The following is a 23,684-nucleotide window of genomic DNA, read 5'->3' on the forward strand; positions in this document are numbered from 1 at the left end:
ATTTTTTTCTCTGAATTTATATCTATCAATCTCTTTTCCTTAGGTATGCTGAGATACCCTGATGCCTAACGCTTTTTATATGTCTCCCCCTCTGGCAGGATAGTTGTCACTGTTAAAATTTAACCAGTATGGGTGGTAATGAGTGAACCTTGTCTCGTATTCCAGCAGAAAGAAAAGAAGCCATATTGAAGAAGCTACTGCCTCCATACTCCATGTCAGTAAGCCAATTATCAAAAGAAGAAGGCATTAGCACCGCGACCCTGTATCATTGGCGACAGCAACTAAGACATTCAGGAGCCGCAGTGCCAAACAGCAACACTTCAACAGAGCAGTGGTCTGCTCAAACTAAACTTGCCATCGTCGCCGAGACTTACTCGATGACCGAGAATGAACTCAGCCAATATTGTCGTGAAAAAGGTCTGTTTCCTGAGCAAGTCCAAAGCTGGCGCAGCGAATGTATGCAGGGGTTTATGTCGAGTAAAGAGCGGGAAGCGGAAGCAAAGAAGCAGGCCAAAGCGGATAAGCTTGAAATCAAAGAGCTTAAGAAGGAATTACGCCACAAAGAAAAGGCACTGGCTGAAACTGCTGCCCTGTTGGTTCTACGAAAAAAGCTCAGAGCCTTTTACGGGGAAGAGCCAGAGGACGACTAACCTCAACCGATGAAAGGCAGTACCTGATTGCTCTTATCCACGATGCCAAGCAAAGCGGTTGCCGCTTAGAACGAGCTTGTCATGAGGTTCAAATTGACGTGAGAACGTATCGTCGATGGTATCGACAAGGAGAGGTTCAGGCGGATAAAAGACCGACCTGTGCCAGAGCAGAGCCAGCTAACAAGCTCTCGCAGCAAGAGCGTGATGCGATTATCGAGGTATGTAACCGCCCTGAGTTTGCGAGCTTACCTCCGACTCAAATCGTACCAACATTGCTTGATAAAGGTGAATATATCGCCTCAGAGTCGAGCTATTATCGGATACTGAGTGCACAAGGACAACTTCATAATCGAGGCCGTCAGCGGAGTAGACAAAAGCAAGCGAAGCCAACGAGTTATACGGCGACAGGCTCGAATCAAATCTACACATGGGATATCACTTACTTGCCTTCAAAGGTTCGAGGCCAACACTATTATCTGTACGTCATTGAGGACATCTACAGCCGAAAAATCGTGGGTTATGAGGTGTATGAACGTGAGTGCGGTGAGTTAGCGTCACAACTCCTGCAACGGACGTTGATGCGAGAACAGTGCTTCAATCAACCGCTGGTACTTCACTCGGATAACGGTGCGCCCATGAAATCGCTGACGTTCAAAGCGAAGATGGATGAATTAGGCATTACCTCATCGTATAGCCGCCCAAGAGTCAGTGATGACAACCCGTATGTTGAATCGTTGTTCCGCACGGTTAAGTACGTGCCAAACTGGCCGACAAAGGGCTTTGAAACTCTTGACAGTAGTCGCAGTTGGGTTGAAGCCTTCGTGCGCTGGTACAACACTGAACACAAGCACAGTAAGCTAAATTATGTCACGCCTTCAGAGCGTCATAATGGACAAGATGAAGAGATCTTGAAGCGCCGAGCTGAGGTATTGCTCGCAGCAAAGCAGCGAAAACCTGAGCGTTGGCCTAGTGATATCAGGAACTGTGAACCAGTCGGTGAAGTTCACCTAAATCCAGAAAGAGAAGCTGCTTAATAAGCAAGCAAATGATGACAACTACCTTGAAAAACGCCGTCTTTTAGCCGCCTTTCATACTCCTATCATGCAGCCTTTCCAATCACAGTTCAATTTATAATCAATAGGTTAATGAGAGGCATTGGGTATTAGACTGCAAAAATGACGGATAATTTTTAAAAAGCTTACTTCGACACTCCCTCGGATAACTACAGGTAAGGCAAACGTACAATCACAGATTGTGAGTAAACTTTCGCGCTAAGGAATGGGGCAGAGGCTTGTTACAGTGACCGGGAACAGATGTACTAAGAAATGCTTATGAGTTGGAAAGCAACAGATAAGCATTTCTTAGTAGTTGCTACCACGTTTTGGGGCAATCCTGATTAACAATTATTGCACTATTTAATTGAGGAAAAGACACATATGTCTGAACCAAAACAATTAAGCCAAAATCGGGTATTGCAATTTGGCCAAGGTTCAGTATTGACCCACGTTGGAGCAGAACTCATTTGTGGAAGAACCTAAGGAGCTTCTGTTCCTGAGCGTGTGGTAAGCCAGTCGTTCACCTGTTGTCGATCAGGTAGCTGAGCCGACCGAAAGAGGCTGAATCATTAGCCTCTTTCGTGCCCCTAGCAAACGTATTGGGGTATACATGTTTTAGGTGGATGTTCTAGGGAGCGGCTTAAATACGGTGATACGGCTTAAATACGGTGATACGGTGATACGGTGATACGGCTTAAATACGGTGACGTAAAACAAATCTGGACAGAAACGCGTTAGATTTATAGCACTAACGCGCTCACCTTAGGTTAGAAAAAGTGTCTTGAAGCCTTAAACGTTTTGTGTTTTGTTAAAATGTGGAAAATCATTTATCCATTGAACGTAAATACTATAGTTCATTTCAAAAGGATGGCTAACTACATTTAGGTGATAACCAAAGCCTTGCAGTATTGGTGTGTGAGATAATTCCGAACTGTCCTCAGAAGACGACACATAAATAGCTTGAGACCATGGAAGCTCACTTTCAGGGTGTTCTCTCTTGTTAACTGAAGACAAGATCGTTAAATCAACTACTTGACCAGATTCAAGGGTTAGCCAAGCATGTGCATTCGCTGGTGCATGGGGTACATATCCTTGCTTAATTTCCTTGAAGATACTTCCCACTGTTGTACGGTAATATGGCTTACCTTTATATGTTACATCTCCTATGGTTAAGTAGTGTGGAACACCTAGCTCATTCAACACGTATGAAGCCTCTCTTACCACCTTGAAACAGCTACCTACCAACGCGTTTGTACTTGGAATGAACTCTTGAAAATCTGCAATCAAAGCGTTTTTAATAACATCTGTGCTGTAATCTTTAAGAGAAAGGTCTATGCTCATTTTGTTAGGTAGATATTTCGAACCAAAAATCTCTTCTGATCTCAACATTGCTTGTTTATATAACTCTTGATACTCGTTCATTTCATCCTCTAAATAGACGTATATTAGGTTGCGCAGAGTCGCTTTTCTTGATCTTATAGTGCAATCTTCTTTGCTCAATCTCAATTGCAAATCAGAAAATTAGTTCTCATATCGAGCTGTTAAATTGAAGATGGTCATTTAGTACACGAGAGCATAGCGCAAGCACATTCGGATAACCTCTGGTATCGGAAAGTAGCATTAGCAGAATATGAATGAGGAACAGCTCTGAATCATTTTGGGGCAAAGATGAGCTCATCACGCATCGTGCGTCACGCAGACTTCGTGATAGATCTGTAACTCGCTGCGGGGCAATCCTGATTAACAATTATTGCACTATTTAATTGAGGAAAAGACACATATGTCTTTTCCAAGAATCAGTCAAAAAGTTGGTTAAGACACATATGTCTAAACCAAGAATCAGCCACAAAGTTGGTTAAGACACATATGTCTGAACCAAGAATCAGCCACAAAGTTGGTTAAGACACATATGTCTGAACCAAGAATCAGCCACAAGAGTAAGCTGAAATGAAAAGAGCCGACAAAAATCGGCTCTTTTTGAAGTCTGAAGCCCAATGGAACGAAAACGTACGCTAAGCTTCTTACCCCTATAAAATCATCATACTTTCCTACAGCTACAAACACAGATCAAAGGAAACTCTCAATAATCTGGTCTACATATGCTTGATTAAACTCTGCAAAATCAACTGCTTCACCCATAGAAATAAGCTGTTCTCTGGTTGGGTAACGTAATGTTCTTAGGTCTGTAGCATTTACTTGAGTATGACCGTTCATCTGACGGAAATACTTATCTACTAACGTGCTGTTAAGGAATACCCATAGACCTTTTGCAAGACCATCATCTAACGGCTCACCCAATGCATGAAAGTAATTTGTTTTATTTTCAAAACCCACAACTTCAACATCAGCAATATCAGCTGTGTAGATTGACGCAACGATTCTACGTTTCTCTTCTTTAGCGGTCAGTCTGCGAGTTAGAACATAAGTTCCGTTTTTAACCATTAGGTTAGCTGTGCTTTCGTTGTTTAAAAGTGCGTTCGGCTTTTTGGCATTTTCTACTGGCCATTCAATCGCACATTTTTGTAAATGTTGTGGAAAGATTAAAGGCACTGAACCATCAACAAAGTCGGTGCTTAAATTTTCTCTAGTGCGAAAATCTACAACTTTACCTGTGCTTGCCTGAATACCAAGATCTTCAAGTGAACACGGTAAACCACCTGCTCTAGTTGCTACGCTCTGTTCTTCTTCATCAGTGATGATATGAATAAAACGCTCTGGATTGTTTTCACTTACTACTCTGTCAAAAGGCACTTCATAAACATACGGGCTTGGATCTTCTGCACAAGAGCTAGAAGTGACAATAACCGTGTCTCTTTGTGGTTCACCTTTTGTTAAGTGATAAATAACGTTTTCCTGCAGCACTTTATCAGCCTTGAATGCTGATTTACGGCTATTAAAAACATGAATTTTGTTGATTGAGCAAGAGTCTAATAACAATCTACGGAAATCGTTGAAGTATGGACCGTTACAGAATGAACGGGGAGTGATTGCGACAAGTTCACCGCCCTTTTCTAATAATTTTATCGCTAACCCTACAAACGCTGAGTATAGATTTCCAGTTTCAAAACTAACCTTTCTTAGTGCTGCTCGCTCTGTGCCTTTTGAAGAAATTTTTAAGTAAGGTGGGTTAAGAATGGCTTTGTTATATGTAGGTTTGAAATTGTCGTTTAAGAGCTGTTCAACTGAGTGTTGAATAAAATCATCTTCAACTACGGTTTGATCCCACTGGATACCATATGATTCACACGTATTTGAACAATGCTTTAATGTATCAGACAGGTAATGATTCATTACGTTTGATAGTTCGAAGCAAGTTGAATCAATGCTTGTTGCATCGTTCTTAACTCGCTCAACAAACGCAGCCGTTAACGATCCTACTCCTGCTCCTGCATCAAGCAGACGGTGTTCACCATCTACATTTTCAAACATTTCAGCAAGAAGCTTAGATACAGCAGAAGATGACATAAACTGACCTAATTTCCCTCTAAGCTTTTCATCGAGTTTTCCATTTGCCTCAACTCGGTTAACATCCGCAATATCATTTAAGTTAAGGGGTAAATTTTGAGCCAATTCAGTCATACATGTTTTTTTATACAGTTGTGTGTTGGACGGGCAGTATCGCAAAAAACCTGCACAAAAGGAAGAAAAAAACCTGCACATAGGTTACATTGTGGGATCTGTTAGTTTAGTGGCTGATAAATAAAAAAATGAGAGATAAAAAACTAGAACAAGCTAAAGAAATTCTCAAAGCCTTAGGCTTGCCAAAACAGCAATACAACGACAGATCCGCTTGGGTCTTTCTTGCTCTTGCTAATGTAAAACCAACTGACGATTGGAGTGTAGCGACAGCGCCACTTTTACCGACTGTTGATATTATGAGTTTTATACGCTCAGAGTATGGCAAAGATTACCAACCGAACTCTCGTGAAACGATTAGAAGACAAACACTCCACCAGTTCGACCAAGCTCAAATCGTTGATAGAAACCGTGATAATCCTGCTAGAGCTACAAATAGCAAAGACAATAACTACTCATTGAATCAGCCTATCATCGAGATTCTACACACTTATCCTAACGGTAATTGGAAAGAGCTTGTGAAGAAATTCCTTTCTGATGTTCCAACGCTTCAAGAGATGTATGAACGCACTCTTAATAAAGAGAAGATTCCTGTGCTCTTACCTGACGGTAATGAAATCAAGCTGTCCCCGGGTGCTCATAACCAACTTCATGCTGATATTGTTCACGAATTTTGTCCTAGATTTGTGGGGGAAGGTGGTAAAGTCCTCTATATCGGCGATACAGCGAGTAGCCGTGATGAAGGTGGTAAACATATGGTTCTTGAAACTGAATATCTCGAATCATTGAATGTCCCTCCTATGTCTCACGACAAGTTGCCTGACGTTGTTGTTTATGATGAAAAACGCCAATGGTTGTTTTTAATTGAAGCTGTAACGAGCCATGGACCAGTCAGCCCTAAACGATGGCTAGAGCTTGAAAAAGCTTTGAACGGTTGTTCTGTAGGGCGTGTTTATGTCACCGCATTTCCCCATAGGGTTGAGTTTAGAAAAAATGCAGCAGACATTGCTTGGGAGACGGAGGTTTGGATTGCTGATAATCCAGATCATATGATTCACTTCAATGGTGACCGATTTCTTGGGCCACACAATAACAAACCTGAGATTAGCTAACGTTATTCTCCTAGAATTAAATAACAAAGGCAGCGAGGAATACCTTGATGCCTTTTAGTTTTAACTCTCTTACAACGATTATTCCTTTATAAATATAAAGTTACGTTCTTAGCGTACAATATTTTCCGAATCGTCGTGTGACCCCTTAATTGAGCCAAACATAAAAAGAATAGGTTATTTATCTATTCTAATTTGGCTTGTTATCCGAAAATCACAGAACTTGTCTTTGACTGTAACTTATAAAAGTTACAATCTTAAATTTCCTAAGTCATAACAACCTAACCTCATGAATATTATTGATATTTTCCAATATTACAATGATGCAAAACCCAATCTTAACTCATCCTTTGTTCGAACTGTAACACAGATTTAGGCATAAAAATTGCCCTGACAAATCAGGGCAATTTAGCCATTTCCAAACCTTATTTTTTAACCTTATTAAGGCTCGATAGTGCTCTATCTAAATCATCGGCTCTCTGATCTTCTGAGTGAGCTTCTACCAAGTAAGACTTAGCTATTTGATAAAATTGGTTCATCGTATTCAAAGAGATATACAGTAAAAGAAACACAGCCACGCCATACAAAACAAAGCTAAATAGCGCTGAAAATATAAATGCAAACGCACCATCAACATCCATAGTGATTGCGAGCGTTTGTGTCGTTTCAATCAATGATGGAAGAATTGCATCAAACACAACGAACATCGTAAAGAACCCAGCGATCGTCAAAGGGAACCTACAAAGCGTCAGAATCCATTTACCCATTAAAACCCGGATGTAACGTCCAGATTGACGACTTGAGTCTGAGAATGCGTGGGCCAACTGAAAAGGCAACGTAATCACAAACACAACAAGGTTCAAGACCGCCATGCTGATCGTTGTAACAAACAGCAAGGCTGGAAGATATGTGAATGCTGAAAACAGGATGAATATCCAGCCTAAAGCCGTTCTTAGCACCGACACGACAACCCCATTGTCATTAAATGACAATACAATTGCTGCTATAACTCCTTTTGAGATCGGATCCACATTATAGATATACACATCAGATGAAAACGGATCGGGCGCTGGCATAAAATACTCAACAAGAGAGTCGATTTCGTCGTCAGATATAACAAAGTCAACAATGGCCCCTACTCCAGCTGCGGCCAGCATAGCTAGAACTACTTTTTTAGAAGATCCAGAAAGGTTTTTTTCTGATGATACAGAACCAAAGCCCTTGTCTTTCTTAACCTTTTTGATACTTGGTATAAGAGTGATAGCGTAGCTAATAGCAATCAAGGTAACATACGAATGTACGAATCGACTTGCTTCTTGATATGAGTTGCCACATACACCTAAATCTTCAGCGTACTGCCCTCTGTGCTGTAAGCAATAACTGAATCTAGCGACGTTTCCAGAGATTAACTCAGGCAAGGTTCTTTGCGAATTGATGTAAAAGTTTGGGTAATTCACTGAGTCAACCGATTTAAACAAAGTGCTCTCAATTGCTTCTTTTATCTGCTCAAGCTTAAATAGCTCAGATTCGCTAAATTTCAGTTGATATTTAAATATAATGTCACCACTGTCGCGAGTAGCATAATTACCCTCTGAACTGTCCACATACCGTTCTGCTGAAGCGGTAATTTTCTTTAGATAGCTTTTTGCATCATCAGAAATTTCTTGCTCTAGTTGCTTCTGAGCGACAACTGGCGCTAAGAAAAATCCTCCATCGTTAACTTGGTTAATATTCAGATATGAAGAAACAGAGTTAATCATCACAGAGCAAGCAAAAATGGATGACTTAGCGGAGTCGAAATTACAAACTTGTGCAGCACAGTTTTTTATCTGATCAGATGTTTTTGTAATACCTGATGTTGGGTCGGTTGACGAACTTTCGCAGATTTGTACCCAACGACTGCCTATTGGTATGTCATCTTCACCCATTAATGCTGCATCAAAGTCTTGCCCATCTGCTTTCACTGGGTATGAAAAGCGCTTAATGAATGATCTTGAAAAACACATCGGTAGTTTTTGATAAGCGACGAGGTTCTCTTCAACAGTTAGTGATTCATTTTGCGCACTCGCATAAGTTTCATCACACTTCTTAAACCAGCTTTTCATATCAACAGTCACATCGTTAGACACCTCCTCTTTTTCTCTACGTACTTTTTTTGCAATAAGCATTGCAGCAGGAAGAGCAATCTTAAGATATGAGTCAAACTCAGATTTGTATACAGACTCCACTTCTTGCGCAAACTTGTTAGCATCCAGTCCGATAGCTTTAGAGATCTCAGCATTAGATAGATTAATAATTGCTGCTCTGTCATGAACTGTGCTTATTTTCAAACTACAGTTTTTGTAGCTTGCAACGTACTCAAGCTTAAAATCATTCATCACTTTCGAACTTAAGTCGCCAAGGATCCCGTTCACATGAGATTTAACTTGAATCGTTCCACCCGCGCTTTCTGAAGCAATACACGAAGCAAAATTCGTAATTTCATCAAACTCGACACCGAGATAATCGGGCGAAGGCACAAAGTAATTAGGGTTATACAGAGATTCATCATATGAGAATTCGCGAGTGATTCTTTCTGCCATCGCAGCTGAAGCGCCAACCAGCATTAAGGTAAATCTGTTGATGTAGCTTGAACCAACAACATCACTCAGCCCGTCTTCATCAATCTCGTAATCACTGACATAAACTAGTAAAGGGCTTAAAACTCCAATCGAAATTAACGCTCGGAAGAATACGCTGGAAATAGTTGACTTGGTGTTAGATTTTGCTTTTTCTGTAAGACCCGCCGTTATCAACAATTTCTCAAGGGCAAATTTCACACCGATAAACGTGATATAAGTCGTTGAAATAATAGTAAAGGCGATGAGTGCTACGGAGATGATCTTTGTTGATGTTTTATTGAATGGAAGAAGATATTGCTGATACAAACTTGCATCTAGCGCCTCTATCTCTTTCACGGTTACATCATCAGTTGCGCTCTTTAAAAACCAGATCAGGCCAGCTTTCCCAAACACGGACGCGATTAGTTTATTGTGATAAGCGTCGAACACTTCATCTGCTGAAGTGTACAACTCTTTACTTTCTAAACTGACTGAATCAGTTGTGAATGCGGAAGATGTGACCGCTGGTACATTGAATGTTTTAGAGTATTCAACTGTATCTTCAGCTGAATACGCAGAGATAGACGTAAAGAGAACGACAAGCAGGCTTAGTATTTTTTTCATACTAAACCTCTCTTTTTAAACGCTTTAAAAGCTCTCCTTTCTTTTCATCCATTTTTGCTTTCAGATTTTGCGTAGCAGAGATATACAACGATGCAACTTTCAATCTAAACCACTTATACATTTTGTAGATGACAAACAAAGAGCCTAGGTAAATAACTGAAAATAGACAACCTAATAATGTTATTTGAACCATAGAGCTAACTGGCATTGATTCTACCATTATCATCTTATTTATTAATGCATATATCGATGTAGCCCACGGGAGCAATAAGAGCAAAAACATAGACCAAACGATTATCTCTATATAGAGAATAAATGGATTTGTATTTTTTATTTTTATCCATAAATAATTAAATGATTTCATTGTTTTTATTATATTTTAACAAATTTTAATTAATATTGAAAATATTTAAACGATTTTTAATTTTATTTAAATCCTAGTGTTAATATGCGTTTTAATTGATCCATTTCGTCTGTAATAGATGAGTCTACGCCCAAGTTATCTTCGATAAACTCTACCACTTTTTTGTGGGTATACTCGATGACAGAAGCTGTTTTCATCATGATGTATCCAGCCAACAGCGCATTCAACAAGACCTCAAACACAAAAACGATTGGCAGTGAAATCGAGGACTGATCAATCATCAATCCAGAAATTGCAGCAACAATAACTTTAGACAATTTGTACGTAATTAAACTCATCATAATGCCGACAGCAAAACTAACGGTAATAGAAACTGGGTCTATCAGCGTTCTAGCAACAATGTTCTTTATTTTTTCGGGCATAAACACGTTATCTTCATCGTGCTGTCTGTCATTAACTGTCCAGAGGAACGTTATTACTGCGACTGGGGATAACATTATGTGGATTATTAGTCTTACTATCATTTCAAGTAATTTTACAATTACCACATAAGCAAGCGGCATTATTCCGTAAATTATAAAACACAGAACTACCACAATTAATATATTCAATATATTCTTGACTAATTTTGGTGCTGATGCTAATTGATTTAACTGAGCATCACTCATCAACGGATTCTTATCCTTAATATTATTTCTTTTATAAGACTCATAAAAACTAATTGCGACTCTAGATGAGAGAAGAGCTGGCATAATCATTGTTGTAAAACGAGTTGTGGATGAATAAATGTTTTGCTCTACACTTTCTTTTTGATGAATATAGTCCATCAAAAGTTTAATTACGTTACCGCTATCGGACGCCTTAAGATACTTATTATTTTCCTCTATACTTTCATCGAGCTTAGTCGACACTGGCTCACACATCAGTCCAAAAAAAGCACAATCTTGTTCTCTGTGATCGATATCAGCTGTTTCAGCTAACCCCGCCCCGTTTTTAACAACAAGTGGCGAGGCTTCTAGTATCGCTGTATAAATTCTATTTAAGTGCTTAAATGCTTCCTCAGTGATCTTTGAGCTATACCTGTAACGAACATCAAGTTCATGAGTCACAGAGAAAAACGCTTTCGCCATATTTGATGTGTCAATCATGATTCTGTTTGAATCATCATCCATCTCAATTTTTGACGCGATACTTGAAGAAATTGCCTCAAGAGATTTTTTATAGTTTTGCACATCATCAATCAAGGCCCATTGCTGAACGCGATGAATATAAATATTTAGGTCCGTACTTTTATCGGCCCAGTAAAAGCTAAGCACATCCATTCCATAGAAGAAAGACACACCATTTTCAGCACTCCACTTGCTATTTTCGTAGTCGAATTTTGTACAAAACCAAAGCGAAGATTGCTTGTTGTTACCGTCATCAAGTGAGCCATATATGTTGATTGCGCAAATCTGAGTCTTTCTAGACTCAACACGTCGATAAACTTCTTTCATTAAATCGTCGAGCATCACTTGCAGAGTTGTTTCTTCAGTATCAAAGTATTCAGCAAAGTAGTCGTCATTGATATGCCCTCTTACAAGCTTCCTTAAGCTATATCTCCAATCGTTAACGAACTCATTTTCTGTTATTGATGTTTTGAACTTCAAAAACTCTCTGAACGACTTACAGTTGTCAGATGTGGTTATGTTGAAGTGCCAATATTTACCGCTAACGCATTTCTCATTAATCTCCAGCCCCTCATCTTCTGAAAATACTCTTCGAAACACTTCATTAGAGACTTTTTCCGTACCATCTTTAGTTACGATTACATTAGCAAGTTCTAAATCAATCAAGATAATAGATTCTGCGATTTCATCAGCCGTTTTATCGATAAGCTCCATCGTTTGCTTTTCAAACTGCGGATTATCATTAATAGCAATGGGTGTATACGTTGTCTCTGCTGCAAACAACTCTAAAAGTAATCCGCCCAGCATCATCACTGCTGAAGACGCTAAGAAGCACCCGATCAAGAATGCAGAGTAGATAGACAGTGCCAATAGCGGCAAAGTGTCAGAGTTCGTAGAAATAAGAAGCGGCGGAAGAATGACAAACACAACTGATTGAAGAGAAAAGTTGTTCGCGATGTTTTCAAAACCTCGATCTTGAAACGCAATCTTAATTATCTTCAAAGAGATAGATAGAATCACAAGCCCAATTACAAACCAGCCCACAGCGTTGAGCACCATGACCATCGTTTTCTCTAAAAAGCGGTATACTTCAAAAGATTTTTCTCCAGCGATGTACTCAGATATAAACGTGTCGTAGTCAGCTGGGTGATCAAAGTACACATCTATCGCTGTGTATTGAATTTTTGTATCTGATAGCGCCGTAGTTAGCATTTCTGCTGTAACGTAAAAACTGCGAGCCGATCCCTCTATGATTTTTTGAAATATATTATCGCCGCTCAGTAAATACTTTGTTGTCTCTGGAAAAGCTTGAGAAGCAGCTTCGATATACAGAGTATCATTCTGATATAAAGTTGCACAAAGTGAGGTCCCTCTTTCACACGATGAGCCTTGGTCTTGAGCTAACGCCACATTCGACGCTAGCAGCAGAACTAAGGAAAGCAGAGTAGAAATAAACTTGTTCATTATCTACCCCCTTTGTCGAAAGAGTCTAAATCAATATCATGACCGCTCTCGTTTAGTTTTGCCTGTAGCTGCTTTTTGTACTTCTCAGCACCAACAGCTTGCTGACGTTTTATTTCTTTCGCTTTTCCGCCAAATTGCTTAGCCGCTCCACTCGCTTTACCCATGACTTTAGAAAGAGCGCCTGTTATCGCTGCACCGCCGATCATGCCTTCGGTTGAAGTTATTGTGTTTACAGAGAATCCATCTATACCGACGTATTTTAGTGAAGCATCGACCGCTTCAAGTGAGATTTTGTTAACGTGCATAAGCACTTTGTAAAGCAAGAAGATAAAGATACACAGCATCACGATTGTCATAACGATATTCGAAATACCTGTTCCGTTATCGATAACAGCCCCGATATCTGTGTTAGTAGCGTTACCAACCAGTCCTCCAACCATCACATTCAGCATGAATACACCGATGTATGTGAACAAGTAATAGATGATGAACGCTACAACTAAAAGAGGCGGCCTAGCAATCAAAGAGGCATACATGCCTGCCAATTTAGTAATTGAAAACAACGGTCTTTTGTTCACTTTGATCAACGCTAATGCGGACAAAAGTGGTGACAATGCAAAGACTACGAGCGCCTCCAAAAATACGTTTAGCCAAGCCAACGTATGAGCCAAAAGTGGAGCCAACGCAGTAATAAAGAACAGTGTAATACCTGCTCCAAGCAGTAAATACACAAGAGGCTCAATCAAATCAGTTACTGCTTTTACTGCATACACAATTGACTTGATTAAGAATTTACCAGCCTTAGTTACAACTTTTGCAATCGACTTCAGGACCCCATCTTTAGATCCAAGTGACCCAATCGCCGCATCAACAACATCATCAACATCTTCGACCAAGCCACTAACTGTGTCCATTAAGGTAACAATCATGTACACGTTGATAGCAACGTTCATCAAGTCATTGCCGTATTTAATGAGAGTAATCACCGGAGATTCAGTGAAATTCAAACAATTTGATGAGTTAAGCGAGCACTCATTCAGAGAATCAGTGAGCGTTTTATCTTCATCAAAGCCAAAGCCCTCTTTCAGCGTGTCAGACCCCGGAATCACACTGTCGATTACGCTATTTACGATCTCTTCTGTAATGCTTCTTTCAGACTCAAGCTGACTCTGTTGAGCGGACGCATAAGCAGTAAAGTCGTTGTCGATGTTGAGGTAGAGGTTTACCCCTTCGCCGAGCTGCATTTGAGTTTGCCCAGTGTTTTTACGAATTTCTTCTGCTTCAGGGCCTTGCTTCACATCAAGAGACAACGTCCCTTTATTTGTCGATGCCGAATAAGTCGCGTCTGATGCCGAGGATTCTTTAACGCTGTTGGATAAGTCACTCACAACAGTAAACAGCGTTATCATGTACTTAGATATCGCCATCGCGCCGCTGCGTCTCAAATCAGACAATATCGAAAATGAATCAGCAGAATCAGCGACGATAATCTTGTGCTTAGCGCGAGCCGTAAGCGCCATGATGTTTGCGTAGTAATTTGAAATTGACTCTAAGCGCTCATTAAGCACGGCTTTTTGTGCCGCAATATCTTTCTCGTAATCACCTTTGATGCTATTTAGTTTTACTCGAATTTTGCCATCATCTTTATCTAACGCTTCATCAGCTTCATAAAACTTCTCTCGAAGTGAATCAACAACCAACACTTTCGGAGTGTTGCCAGTATAGGCAAAACATTGACCCGAGTTGTCTAAGACTTTGCTAGCTGAAGCGGAAGCAGCAGCAGATGATTTGTCTTCTGCGTAAAGCTTGAGCAAGCGCAATTGAGAGTACATTTTCGGTGCTTCGTTTATATCAAACATCAACTCTGAACAACGAACCTTCAGAAATTGCTGAGCAGCCTCGTTCGCATAAGCCAAAGTATTAATAAATTGATTAGTCGAAGAATGAGGGATTGCGTTCGTGTTAAACGCATTGAAAGCAAAGACAGCACCATCTTTTTTCGATAAATCAGAGGATTTAGATAGATAAGAGTAGTAACCAAAAAAGTAAGCTTGAGCCGCATTCAAATACTCTTTTTTGATTTCAAGCTTTTCTTCATCAGTTAACTTTGTGTTCTTACTCGCAAATTGTTCCGCTTTCGACACCAACTTTTGCGACAAATTTTCTAGATTGTTTGAGTTAAGAGGTTCTGCATAAACAGAAGAGGCAAACTCATTAACAAGCTTGCTGTCAACGAGAGCCTTTATGATATCCGGATCTTCAGTAGCAAGGTCAGCGGAAAGGCCAGCAAAGAATACGGAGTCAAAGACTTGTTCTTCAAACAAATCAAGCTCTAAGAAAGACTCAACAAGTTCTCCGTCCTCATCAATTTCTTTTATTTCACCAACTGAGCTTAAATTTCTGTCAATCGTGCTAGTAGCTACAGCATTACTCTTGTTCGACACAACTTGCCCACTGATTACACGAGCGTTAATTGTCGAGTTTGGCTGAAGATTGAATTGCTCGTATATATTCTCGAACTGATAAATATCTGAAAAGATAATCTCAGTAGAAGACTGAGTAAGCATGTTCTTTACGTAATCATTTATGGTCACTTTGCGGTTTGTTGTGCCGCTAAACCATTCGAAAGTTCCGTCCGTAGAGTCGCTGCTTATATCAGATAGGTCGGAAGGTTCGTCATTAAACTCTCCTTTAACGTAAGGAGAATTGGTTCTGTTGAATGTTGCTTGAGTCATTTTAGATGCAAGCATCAGCGTAGTCATATTTGCAGCATAACCGAGGCCGTCAGACTTAAACTGATTAGCGGTTACTGAGTTTTCATCAAGCTCAGCGCTAAATGAGAAAATCGGAAGAATTGCAGATAGTAAATAATTTGAAAAAGTAAGGCCGATTCCGAGGGCAGCAATAGCTAATGTTTGACCAATGGCAAACTGACTGGCAGGCCAAACTAGCACAAACACTAGCGCCATCATTGCTAGTGCTTTCCAGTTGTCAGAGTCTTTAATGCTATCAGTGAAGTTTTTCCCAAGCCCTTTTGACACAACACCGACGAAAACTAGGGCCATGATGACTACAATTGAAAATCTAAAAAATATGTAGTTAATAGACATTCCAACAGCCGATACGGTTTGTGACAGCATAGAGGCTGTACCAGTAGAAGCTGGCGGGGTTGGCAGACCTATTTTCTCATAATGCTTTTTGATAAGCTCATCGTTATTGTATGCATCTGCAAACAAAAGATTCGTCACTCTTGCAGCTAAATCCTCATCACAAATCGTATAGTAATTCGTTTCTTTTACAGCTACAGATTGAGAAGAGTCATCTAATATATCCGTGCAATCAGCTGCAAATACTTGAAATGATGCAGTGATGAAAAATATAAGAAAAATAGATTTTAAAATGCGTCTCATCGTTTTATTTATATTTTAGTATTTATTTTCGCAAAATTAAAATTATTTAACTAATTTTTCATGAATTAAATTAAATTTAATTTTATTTGCACAATGGTTAAAAATGTACTTATATATAGATACAAACAAAATGAAAAAGAATATTATGAACCTACTAATTGATATACCAACCACATACTCAAAAGTTAACTTCAAATTAGATAACAAAACTCACAGCATTCTATTTACTGACAAGAGCGGCTTTAAACGCTTTATTGTTGGTTCTGCAAAACAACTAGATGAACAATTAAGAAAGGCTCTTGGAGCGGATTACATGAGAGAGATTTGGCTACAAAGGCAAGCCGCATAAACCATTAATAAATTAGAAAAAAAAGAAACCAGCTCTGTGAAAGCTGGTTTTTTTATACAAAATGAAAGTCAAAGAACTATGACCAGAGTATTTTTTTTGATGCCCCCTCCGAAGAGGAGGACTTTAACCATTGGTAAATTGAATGAAATCATCATTTACTCTTAATTAATACAAACTCAGAAGCGTAAATGCAACTTTTTATAGATAACTTTTTAGCGCGAGCCACAAAGAAAGCATATTGAATAATTCTGTGGGACTAAATGATTCTTTATTGAGACTTTTAATTTCATCAATGAGAGCTTTTGCGGCTCCTCTTTTATTCGGCTTTAAACCATATTTTAATCCGCCTCTCTTAACAACGCTTGACCAATTATTCATGGCATTCTGAATATTATTTGCTGCTGAAGCTAATGAAGTGAATGATGGATATTGACTCACCTCTTTATCTGAAATTAATGCATCAAACACATCTTCAAGAAGATCGATATATAGAGATTCACCCAGTTTCTCTTTAGCCTCGTGGAACGCTGCCACTTTTCTTGCTTGCAGCGGGTCGTAATAGTGATCATCGGCAACAGAAAGCCCAGCCTCAACTGCTTCTTCAAATTTTTCGTACTCTTCTATATTAATTGTTTTCATTTTTGCCCCTTTTGTTAGTTACATCGTAACTTTTAAAAGGCAACATAACAAATGGATTCTGGAAACTATTAGTATAGTTTCTAAAACTTAAAATAATAAATCTCAAAAACTATAACTATATTCACGAAATATCATAGATTTAATTTTAAACAGATGATATTATAATTTCTAGGAACCAAAAGGAGTCTATCGTGCAAATCAAAAGAAATGGTAACAAGCTACTAGGACAGCAAACTATCTATATTGAAAATGGAAGCGGTAAGAAATCAAAAACTTTAGCTAACCTCTTTGAGATTGATATCAAGAGCCTCTTTAAGAAATTTGATATTGCTATTGAGAATGGTCAAACGTACTACTTTGCTATGGATGTAGATTTTATTAAAAAAGAAGCATCTGAGATAAAGCACTTTGATGTTGATGGATACCTAGGTTACGCCAATTCGCACCGCGAACTCGAAGGAAAAAAAGAAATATTAAAGAGAAGTGAATTGCTAGGCGGTGATGTAGAAGTCAGTTGCTTAGACACTCTAGATTCGTTCATCGATGAAATGTACAAGAACTATCGAAAAACAAAGCTGAGAGAAATTGCTGAGCAAGCCACCAATGCATTACTAGTTCTTACTGCTAACGCTAATCACGGCAATTTGAAGCATCAAATAGGCGACGACTACAAAGAGATCGTTACAAGCATTCATGATGCATACAACAAATTTGATGGCGCTATGAAAGAAGATAAGCTGAATGCTTGGACATTGAAGCGAAATAGAAGTGAAGCTGAGCAATCATAACGTTAGCTAATTACTAAAACCAACATTCACCACGCTCTTTAAGATCATTAATCTTGTTAATAGCTCGACAAACAGTGCTAGCGTGAACCCTTGTTAGCTTAGCTGTTTTAGCAATCGAGTTATCATTCTCAACTCTCAGCTTATAGATAGTCTCATAGAGATCTTTATCAAACTGGCGACCTTTGTACTTACCAGCCTCTTTGGCTTTCTTTATACCTTGCGCAGCCCTGCGGCGGCGATCTACGTAATCTTTTCTAGCGACAGCGGCCAACGTATCAAGCATCATATTGTTGAATGCCTTAAACACGCTATTCATGAACTCATCAGGGAAGATTGGCTTTAAAATCATGTGTGAGGTTGGTAAATCTAAACTAATTATCTTGATAGATTTAGAGTCGATTATACGCTTGAGTTTAACCCAGTCATCTTCACTCAACCGAGATAACCGATCTACAGCCTCGACCAGTAGACAGTCGCCCTCTTGAGCGAAATCTAAAAGCTTAAAAAGTTCAGGTCTTTTGAGTGATGCACCTGAAACATTCTCAGTAAAGCAATAACGCATTTTATAACCATTTTGCTGTACAAATAACTCTAACTCGTTTTTTGCACGATTAGCGTCTTGCTCATCAGTTGACGCTCTTAGATACCCGAATATGTCCATTTTTCTTTAACTATCGCATTTAATTATCGCAAACACTATACTCGCATTTAACTATCGCATTTACAATAGTTCTGAACCAGCAAGCATCACTCGCATAAAGGTACACCCAAGTGCGATAGGAAAGCTGACCTCAAATTTAGTTAACATATTTTGAAATAGACTATTTTGAAATAGCCTATTTTGAAATAGACTAGTTGAAAACCACTGTACATAAAACCAGCGTTAGAGAATTTAGCGAATGACAGATACAGATGCTCAAGAAGTTGTCGAAAAAGCGATTGGAAAGTTGTTTTGGCATTGGAAGCTCAATGAAGAAGAAGCCAGAATATTACTTGGGGACAAAGTAGAAACGGTAGAACGACAAAGACAACTGCTCACTATTCACCGTTCTTTGAGATTGCTTTATCCAAAAAATCCTGAGCTGCTGTATGGCTGGATCAAGATGAGAAACAGAGACTTTGATAATAAACGGCCAATTGATCTACTCACCTCTGAACAAAACGGATTTTCTGATGTTGTGAAATATCTCAATCACAAACTATTTAGTTGAGTAAACTAGCAACGCGGAGTTAAGACATGAAAAATTTAATGGTTATCAGCGGAGTTAAGGCTCTTATTGATTACGATCCCGATGCTGAAACGTTTCGTGGTGAATTTGTCGGGATAAATGGTGGCGCTGACTTCTACGGTGAAAGCATTGCAGAGCTGGAAGAGGAAGGGGCGAAGTCTCTACGCATCTTTTTAGAAATGTGTCAGGAGCGTGGCATTGACAGAATGGAATAACGCGCAACCAGTTGGCGAAGAATTGTTTGATGCGAGCCCTGATCATCTAAAAAGTAAGTTAGCAATGATTGACGAAGACATTGAAGCTGGCAAACGAATTGAATCGTTATCTGGTCTCAATTCAGTTGGGCTAGAGTTAACTGATGGAATGGAAATTGATTTAGATTCAGAACTTACTGATGACGACACATTAAGTTGATGAATTAATGATGAAAACCACACTTTACTAGCAATTTTAGTAATTACTAATTGTGGTAGTAAAGATTAGTGCGTGAAATAGACCTTGGGCAGAATAATTAACCTAGTAAAAAATCATTTTCAAGCCTAAAACCTTGTTTAATAATGAACATTAGGCATCAGGCCACCTTGGCAATAATTCGTCACCGCTCGAATCAGTAACAATGATGTGAGCCACTCTGCCGCAAGCTTTGCAAATTGATTGATCAATGGAATACGGAGCCTTACTTTTGACGAAGGCACTGTCATGCCATCCTGCTAGACCTTTTTCTGTTTTCACGGAATGAACGCTATTTACTACTTCACCGCCACACTTGCACTGCATACTAACCTCTGAATTATCGAACTTATACTTTGATAATTAAGAAAATCTCTGAACCAAATGCAAACTTTTATCTTGGAAAACTTTTTTTTGAAAAAAATTAAATAAAATAAAGTGATCATTAACAGTAACTTATGTTTAACCCTTATTATAAGTCATTGTTCTGGCGTAAGACCGTTTATTTATACAGTGTTGCAATCCGGCCTTTAATAGCCAAATATAGTTACATAAACAAACCACTGGAAATAAAGATGAACAACATAATTGTAGATAAAGAAACCACGTTAAAATTAAAAAATGAACTCGAAGAAATTCAAAACATAAAACTTATGGATGTAATTGAGCGCATAAAATCTAATGAAGACTTAATTAATATTATACCTGAAACTATATTAGATGTTTTGGAACTCAATGAGTTTGAAGTACAAGATTGTGCATACCATATGCTCAACAGACATCTTACAGAGCAAGAAATGGGTGAAGCAGAAGCAATCATTAATGATGCATTGAATGATAGCGTATCGAAATTTGAAAAATATGAAGACGAAATATTAGAAAACAATTTAAATAATGGACATCCATTTGAGGTTTCTCTAAAAAACACGTCATCTAAATACAGCCTTAGTAATAAAGGGGATATTTTCGCTTTTTTAAAAGAGTTTTCTACGCAAATTTTCGAAGCCTTAAACTTGGAATTTAATCAAACCATCTCTAACAACTGGATTGAAAAACTAAAACCAAATGCTCGCTATGTATCACCGCGAATGATGTGCTTTGCACTCTATTGTGAATTAACAAATCAAAAAGAACTAGAGGAAGAAGCATGGAACCTAATGTGAAAAAATTACAGCAAGAAAAGCTAGACTTACTCATTAGCGCAACGCGAATCGTTACCCCAGCAATCAAGGAGGCTCTACGCCTCCGATTCATAGAACGTCACAACAACCTTCAGGCAACAATTCTGGCTGGAGCAAGCTCAGATTCAACGGTTCATCGTGCGGCTAAATCTGTCATAAAAGCCAACGAGATATTTGAAAAACTTGAAACCTATAAAACAGTGAAATTAAAAATACAATGATAGAAATTAACACCTTTAATGAACAACAAGAATTGTTATTTGGATTTACCTTCTTGATGCAAACCCACACATCACGAGAAGGCTCATCGATGATCTTGTGATATCTGAGTGCTGATTGAAGACAAATAATACAACCTTTAGAACGAACGCTTGCTTCAGCGAACGGCCACAAATAAGACATCTGTCGGCCATTGACGGCATAGAGTCCACGCTGCAACCGCACCAAGCATCTTTGCTTTACACCGCGAGTTAGGTCAGCTCGCGTGACTCCAACCTTAACTGCATCAGTCGTCGTAAACACAGATAGCTTTGTTAGCTTTTCTAGTTTTGATTCATTCATTATTGATACGTTTCGTCCTACATACACAATATTGTCAAACAGCCGCTTTAATCTGAAATTTTTCGCAAAATCATTAATTTAACCCACAAAACTCCCTCTCCAGCTAATTAAGCTAATAAAAGTTAAGCTAAAAATAATTAGCTTAACTATTTTTAGCTTATACACATGAGCTTCTCATTTAAGTTCATCCACCACACAAAACCAACTACAGATTTTTTAAAAATAATTATCCCTTCCATGTCTGTCACTTAGAAAGAGGGATCAATATAAGTTATTGATTTTTAGAAAGTCCGTACATTTATACAGTATTGCACCAATACACTTTAAAGTGTACATTTAACTTAACGAAACGAAATCATTAAAGGTTATAAAATGCTAACTATCAAAGACAAAGACGGTAAAGAACTAATCACAGAACTCGATATGAATGCTCAATTTTTGCCAGAAACGAATCAGCTCTTTTTAGTGTTCAATTCATCAAAATTGGCTGAAGAAGACCTCTTTAAAATTGCAGATCTTCTATCAAGCAAACAACCGATGGATATGGCAAACGGGCCACTAATCATTGATTTCAATTCTGTTAATTACGAAGTAGATAGCGTAACGGATTTAACTCCGCGCAACGCTGATTCATACAAAATCTATAATGACACTATTTTGCTATTCAATGTAACTAAAGCATGTGAGTTGGAATCTGATGAAAATGGTGAGCTAGACAACCATCAAAAACTTATGATTTCTGAAAAGAAAGGCTATTCGTACAGACTTAAAGATCCAAAAACAAATGAAACATTCCGTGTTTTTGCTCGTGATTATCCAGAAATTGATTTCATCGTTGGCACCCTCCTCGTTTGTGACTACAAAGCAAGCGGAGATATGATTGACTCTATCACTGTTCACAAAGAAATCGTCGGAGATTCATCAAAAGCAAAAGTTGAAGTTTGTGTCGAAGATTTTTCTATCGGTGACTTAATCGATGGAACTCCGATCTTAAAATTCGGCAAGCAGTACGCGAAAAAAGGTAAGAAAATGGCTTATGCATTCTTTAAGTAGTGAGTGGTTTTATGAAAACTAAACAAGAAGAGAAGCTGCAATTACTCATCAAGCTAACTCGCATCAGCAAACCCGAAATCGTAGAGGCTCTCCGCCTCTACTTCATTGAAGGCTTAAGTCAAAGGCAATCAAGAATCAAAGCTGGTGCAAGTTATGATTCGGCAGTCGCTAAAGCTATCAAGTCAGTTGAGTCTGCAATGAGCACTGTTGATGAACTGGCAAAGTACAAAAACGTTAAATTCTCGAATAACAAATCTAGTTGAAACCATCAAAAGCTCAGAGAAACGAGCTAGGTCTTATTAACAACTACGATATAGAAACTATGTTATAGAAACTATGTTATAGAAACTACAGAATAGTTTCTATAACAACACCTCCCTCCTGCCAATAAATTAAGCCACAAAATCAACACCTTCATTATTTAATATATATAAATTTATTTATATATATTAATTACTTACATTTAAAATTAACTATTGCACTCCGGGTTTTCACCGCCTATCTTGAAAGAAAAAGGTTGAGATTATGAAAGCGATAGATTTTTACAAAGATACAATTAAAGGCTTCGAAGAGATGGACTTTGCACAGCGCCGTGACGCTGTTGATCACGAGGGCATTGATAACAAAAAAATGCACACCAAAGCTACACTGAAAGCTCTTTTCCGGTTAAAACCGTCTAAAAACGCTGTACCAGCTGGCAGCTACATTAACGACTACAAAAACGAAATAAACCTCTACCGCATCGACCAATGCGTAGCAATGCGTAGCAATGCGCGAGCTTAGCAAAAAACCTAGGACCGAGGCTCAAATAGCAGCAGTTGAGAACCTAGCAAAGGCGAGTAAGATGTCGTCTAAAAAATATAAGTTAGTGACTGAGGCGAAGAAGTACATCGAGAACGATTTGATCGTGATTGATACAGAAACAACTGATCTTGATGGCGAGGTTATTCAAATTTGCGCAGCTTCTAGTAGGTCCGGAGAAGTGATTTTCGAATCGCTAGTAAAGTCAGAAAAACCTATTACCCAAGGAGCTTTCGATAAACATGGGTTTTCCGATGAAGACATCAAAGATGCACCATCCTTCGAGCAAATTGCTACAGAACTTGGAGAGACTATCGGCCACCGCAAATGGGCATCTTTTAATATCCAATTCGACCTCGATGCCCTGCTCAATAGCAGGCACAACAAAGAAGCTGATTGCTATAAATGGATTACGGAAAATTGCTCACATTATTGTTTGATGAAGCTCGCAGCCGAAATTTATGGATCCACTAATAGCTATGGCTCGATATCGTTAGCTGATGCTATGCACTACTCAGGCTCTAAATGGCGTGGCCGTGCCCATGATGCGACAGCTGATACGTTGGCAGCAACAGACGTACTAAAAGCTATAGCAAAGAATGATTCGTGAAT

Annotated in this window: 21 protein-coding genes; 13 read left to right on the forward strand and 8 right to left on the reverse strand. The window is 38.8% G+C overall.

All coding sequences use genetic code 11. The annotated features are described in order from the left end of the window. Positions 1-149: 149 nt before the first annotated feature. Positions 150-1,684, forward strand: a protein-coding gene (locus tag L9Q40_RS15085; protein WP_498793765.1) for an IS3 family transposase whose coding sequence is annotated in 2 segments (ribosomal slippage) — positions 150-603 and positions 603-1,684 — 1,536 coding nt in all. Because the reading frame shifts where the segments join, the coding sequence is not laid out codon by codon here. Between the two features lie 810 nt (positions 1,685-2,494). Here the strand turns inward: L9Q40_RS15085 and L9Q40_RS15090 are convergent. Next, the gene (locus L9Q40_RS15090) at positions 2,495-3,127 is read right to left on the reverse strand and encodes a hypothetical protein (protein WP_498793766.1); all 633 of its coding nucleotides are present in this window, start codon (positions 3,125-3,127) and stop codon (positions 2,495-2,497) included. Positions 3,128-3,772: 645 nt separating this feature from the next. Beyond that, on the reverse strand, positions 3,773-5,284 hold the full coding sequence (locus L9Q40_RS15095) for an Eco57I restriction-modification methylase domain-containing protein (RefSeq protein WP_498793767.1): 1,512 nt from the start codon (positions 5,282-5,284) through the stop codon (positions 3,773-3,775). 128 nt (positions 5,285-5,412) lie between these two features. Between L9Q40_RS15095 and L9Q40_RS15100 the strand changes: the two genes are divergently transcribed. Next, positions 5,413-6,393: a BsuBI/PstI family type II restriction endonuclease gene (locus L9Q40_RS15100; protein ID WP_498793768.1), complete on the forward strand. Its 981-nt coding sequence runs from the start codon at positions 5,413-5,415 to the stop codon at positions 6,391-6,393. A 422-nt stretch (positions 6,394-6,815) separates the two neighbouring features. Here L9Q40_RS15100 and L9Q40_RS15105 read toward each other — a convergent pair whose 3' ends face one another. The 3 genes from L9Q40_RS15105 to L9Q40_RS15115 form a co-directional block, all read right to left on the reverse strand. After that, the gene (locus L9Q40_RS15105) at positions 6,816-9,614 is read right to left on the reverse strand and encodes a hypothetical protein (RefSeq protein ID WP_498793769.1); all 2,799 of its coding nucleotides are present in this window, start codon (positions 9,612-9,614) and stop codon (positions 6,816-6,818) included. A gap of 426 nt (positions 9,615-10,040) precedes the next feature. Then, positions 10,041-12,611 carry a hypothetical protein gene (locus tag L9Q40_RS15110; RefSeq protein ID WP_498793770.1) on the reverse strand — a complete coding sequence of 857 codons (2,571 nt, stop codon included), beginning with the start codon at positions 12,609-12,611 and terminating at the stop codon, positions 10,041-10,043. After that, positions 12,611-15,676, reverse strand: a complete 3,066-nt coding sequence (locus tag L9Q40_RS15115) for a hypothetical protein (RefSeq protein WP_498793772.1) — start codon at positions 15,674-15,676, stop codon at positions 12,611-12,613. The genes L9Q40_RS15110 and L9Q40_RS15115 overlap by 1 nt, the downstream gene beginning before the upstream one ends. 490 nt (positions 15,677-16,166) lie before the next feature. On the opposite strand from L9Q40_RS15115, the gene L9Q40_RS15120 reads away from it, so the two are divergent. Further along, complete coding sequence (locus L9Q40_RS15120; RefSeq protein ID WP_498793774.1) at positions 16,167-16,370, forward strand: hypothetical protein; 204 nt, start codon at positions 16,167-16,169, stop codon at positions 16,368-16,370. Positions 16,371-16,568: 198 nt separating this feature from the next. Here L9Q40_RS15120 and L9Q40_RS15125 read toward each other — a convergent pair whose 3' ends face one another. Beyond that, complete coding sequence (locus L9Q40_RS15125; protein ID WP_498793775.1) at positions 16,569-17,009, reverse strand: hypothetical protein; 441 nt, start codon at positions 17,007-17,009, stop codon at positions 16,569-16,571. Positions 17,010-17,200: 191 nt separating this feature from the next. On the opposite strand from L9Q40_RS15125, the gene L9Q40_RS15130 reads away from it, so the two are divergent. Continuing rightward, positions 17,201-17,797 (forward strand): hypothetical protein, encoded by a 597-nt coding sequence (locus L9Q40_RS15130; RefSeq protein ID WP_498793776.1) that lies wholly within the window; start codon positions 17,201-17,203, stop codon positions 17,795-17,797. A 13-nt stretch (positions 17,798-17,810) separates the two neighbouring features. On the opposite strand, the gene L9Q40_RS15135 is transcribed toward L9Q40_RS15130, so the two are convergent. Then, entirely contained in the window at positions 17,811-18,458 is a 648-nt protein-coding gene (locus tag L9Q40_RS15135) for a recombinase family protein (RefSeq protein ID WP_498793777.1), read from the reverse strand. A 238-nt stretch (positions 18,459-18,696) separates the two neighbouring features. Here L9Q40_RS15135 and L9Q40_RS15140 point away from each other — a divergent pair, with 238 nt between their 5' ends. The 5 genes from L9Q40_RS15140 (at position 18,697) to L9Q40_RS15160 (ending at position 20,878) form a co-directional block, all read left to right on the forward strand. Beyond that, the gene (locus L9Q40_RS15140; RefSeq protein ID WP_498793778.1) at positions 18,697-19,008 is read left to right on the forward strand and encodes an MbcA/ParS/Xre antitoxin family protein; all 312 of its coding nucleotides are present in this window, start codon (positions 18,697-18,699) and stop codon (positions 19,006-19,008) included. A 26-nt stretch (positions 19,009-19,034) separates the two neighbouring features. Continuing rightward, entirely contained in the window at positions 19,035-19,241 is a 207-nt protein-coding gene (locus tag L9Q40_RS15145; protein WP_498793779.1) for a hypothetical protein, read from the forward strand. Next, complete coding sequence (locus L9Q40_RS15150; protein WP_498793780.1) at positions 19,225-19,440, forward strand: hypothetical protein; 216 nt, start codon at positions 19,225-19,227, stop codon at positions 19,438-19,440. The genes L9Q40_RS15145 and L9Q40_RS15150 overlap by 17 nt, the downstream gene beginning before the upstream one ends. A 611-nt stretch (positions 19,441-20,051) precedes the next feature. Further along, positions 20,052-20,639, forward strand: a complete 588-nt coding sequence (locus L9Q40_RS15155; protein ID WP_498793782.1) for a hypothetical protein — start codon at positions 20,052-20,054, stop codon at positions 20,637-20,639. Further along, a complete protein-coding gene (locus L9Q40_RS15160; protein WP_498793817.1) occupies positions 20,624-20,878 on the forward strand; it encodes a hypothetical protein in 255 nt (84 codons plus the stop codon). The genes L9Q40_RS15155 and L9Q40_RS15160 overlap by 16 nt, the downstream gene beginning before the upstream one ends. On the opposite strand, the gene L9Q40_RS15165 is transcribed toward L9Q40_RS15160, so the two are convergent. Further along, positions 20,811-21,218 (reverse strand): type IV toxin-antitoxin system AbiEi family antitoxin domain-containing protein, encoded by a 408-nt coding sequence (locus L9Q40_RS15165; protein WP_498793783.1) that lies wholly within the window; start codon positions 21,216-21,218, stop codon positions 20,811-20,813. The genes L9Q40_RS15160 and L9Q40_RS15165 overlap by 68 nt on opposite strands. Positions 21,219-21,590: 372 nt before the next feature. On the opposite strand from L9Q40_RS15165, the gene L9Q40_RS15170 reads away from it, so the two are divergent. From L9Q40_RS15170 to L9Q40_RS15185, 4 genes are all read left to right on the forward strand, one after another. After that, complete coding sequence (locus L9Q40_RS15170) at positions 21,591-22,271, forward strand: hypothetical protein (RefSeq protein ID WP_498793784.1); 681 nt, start codon at positions 21,591-21,593, stop codon at positions 22,269-22,271. 11 nt (positions 22,272-22,282) lie between these two features. After that, positions 22,283-22,534, forward strand: coding sequence for a hypothetical protein (locus tag L9Q40_RS15175; RefSeq protein ID WP_498793785.1), 252 nt, complete (start codon positions 22,283-22,285; stop codon positions 22,532-22,534). Between the two features lie 262 nt (positions 22,535-22,796). Further along, the gene (locus L9Q40_RS15180; RefSeq protein WP_498793786.1) at positions 22,797-23,054 is read left to right on the forward strand and encodes a hypothetical protein; all 258 of its coding nucleotides are present in this window, start codon (positions 22,797-22,799) and stop codon (positions 23,052-23,054) included. Between the two features lie 61 nt (positions 23,055-23,115). Further along, the gene (locus tag L9Q40_RS15185; RefSeq protein ID WP_498793787.1) at positions 23,116-23,682 is read left to right on the forward strand and encodes a 3'-5' exonuclease; all 567 of its coding nucleotides are present in this window, start codon (positions 23,116-23,118) and stop codon (positions 23,680-23,682) included. Positions 23,683-23,684: the final 2 nt, after the last annotated feature.

The sequence above is a fragment of the Allocatenococcus thiocycli genome (assembly GCF_921292965.1).
GTDB lineage: Bacteria > Pseudomonadota > Gammaproteobacteria > Enterobacterales > Vibrionaceae > Vibrio > Vibrio natriegens.

Excerpts from the sequence above, each read along its gene's own strand:
- L9Q40_RS15170 (WP_498793784.1), top strand. The coding sequence starts at position 21,591 with ATGCTAACTATCAAAGACAAAGACGGTAAAGAACTAATCACAGAACTC.
- L9Q40_RS15180 (WP_498793786.1), top strand. The coding sequence starts at position 22,797 with ATGAAAGCGATAGATTTTTACAAAGATACAATTAAAGGCTTCGAAGAG.
- L9Q40_RS15155 (WP_498793782.1), top strand. The coding sequence starts at position 20,052 with ATGAACAACATAATTGTAGATAAAGAAACCACGTTAAAATTAAAAAAT.
- L9Q40_RS15160 (WP_498793817.1), top strand. The coding sequence starts at position 20,624 with ATGGAACCTAATGTGAAAAAATTACAGCAAGAAAAGCTAGACTTACTC.
- L9Q40_RS15090 (WP_498793766.1), bottom strand. The coding sequence starts at position 3,127 with ATGAACGAGTATCAAGAGTTATATAAACAAGCAATGTTGAGATCAGAA.
- L9Q40_RS15115 (WP_498793772.1), bottom strand. The coding sequence starts at position 15,676 with ATGGCCCTAGTTTTCGTCGGTGTTGTGTCAAAAGGGCTTGGGAAAAAC.
- L9Q40_RS15145 (WP_498793779.1), top strand. The coding sequence starts at position 19,035 with ATGAAAAATTTAATGGTTATCAGCGGAGTTAAGGCTCTTATTGATTAC.
- L9Q40_RS15175 (WP_498793785.1), top strand. The coding sequence starts at position 22,283 with ATGAAAACTAAACAAGAAGAGAAGCTGCAATTACTCATCAAGCTAACT.
- L9Q40_RS15120 (WP_498793774.1), top strand. The coding sequence starts at position 16,167 with ATGAACCTACTAATTGATATACCAACCACATACTCAAAAGTTAACTTC.
- L9Q40_RS15110 (WP_498793770.1), bottom strand. The coding sequence starts at position 12,611 with ATGAACAAGTTTATTTCTACTCTGCTTTCCTTAGTTCTGCTGCTAGCG.
- L9Q40_RS15185 (WP_498793787.1), top strand. The coding sequence starts at position 23,116 with ATGTCGTCTAAAAAATATAAGTTAGTGACTGAGGCGAAGAAGTACATC.
- L9Q40_RS15125 (WP_498793775.1), bottom strand. The coding sequence starts at position 17,009 with ATGAAAACAATTAATATAGAAGAGTACGAAAAATTTGAAGAAGCAGTT.
- L9Q40_RS15105 (WP_498793769.1), bottom strand. The coding sequence starts at position 9,614 with ATGAAAAAAATACTAAGCCTGCTTGTCGTTCTCTTTACGTCTATCTCT.
- L9Q40_RS15095 (WP_498793767.1), bottom strand. The coding sequence starts at position 5,284 with ATGACTGAATTGGCTCAAAATTTACCCCTTAACTTAAATGATATTGCG.
- L9Q40_RS15140 (WP_498793778.1), top strand. The coding sequence starts at position 18,697 with ATGACAGATACAGATGCTCAAGAAGTTGTCGAAAAAGCGATTGGAAAG.
- L9Q40_RS15135 (WP_498793777.1), bottom strand. The coding sequence starts at position 18,458 with ATGGACATATTCGGGTATCTAAGAGCGTCAACTGATGAGCAAGACGCT.
- L9Q40_RS15165 (WP_498793783.1), bottom strand. The coding sequence starts at position 21,218 with ATGAATGAATCAAAACTAGAAAAGCTAACAAAGCTATCTGTGTTTACG.
- L9Q40_RS15100 (WP_498793768.1), top strand. The coding sequence starts at position 5,413 with ATGAGAGATAAAAAACTAGAACAAGCTAAAGAAATTCTCAAAGCCTTA.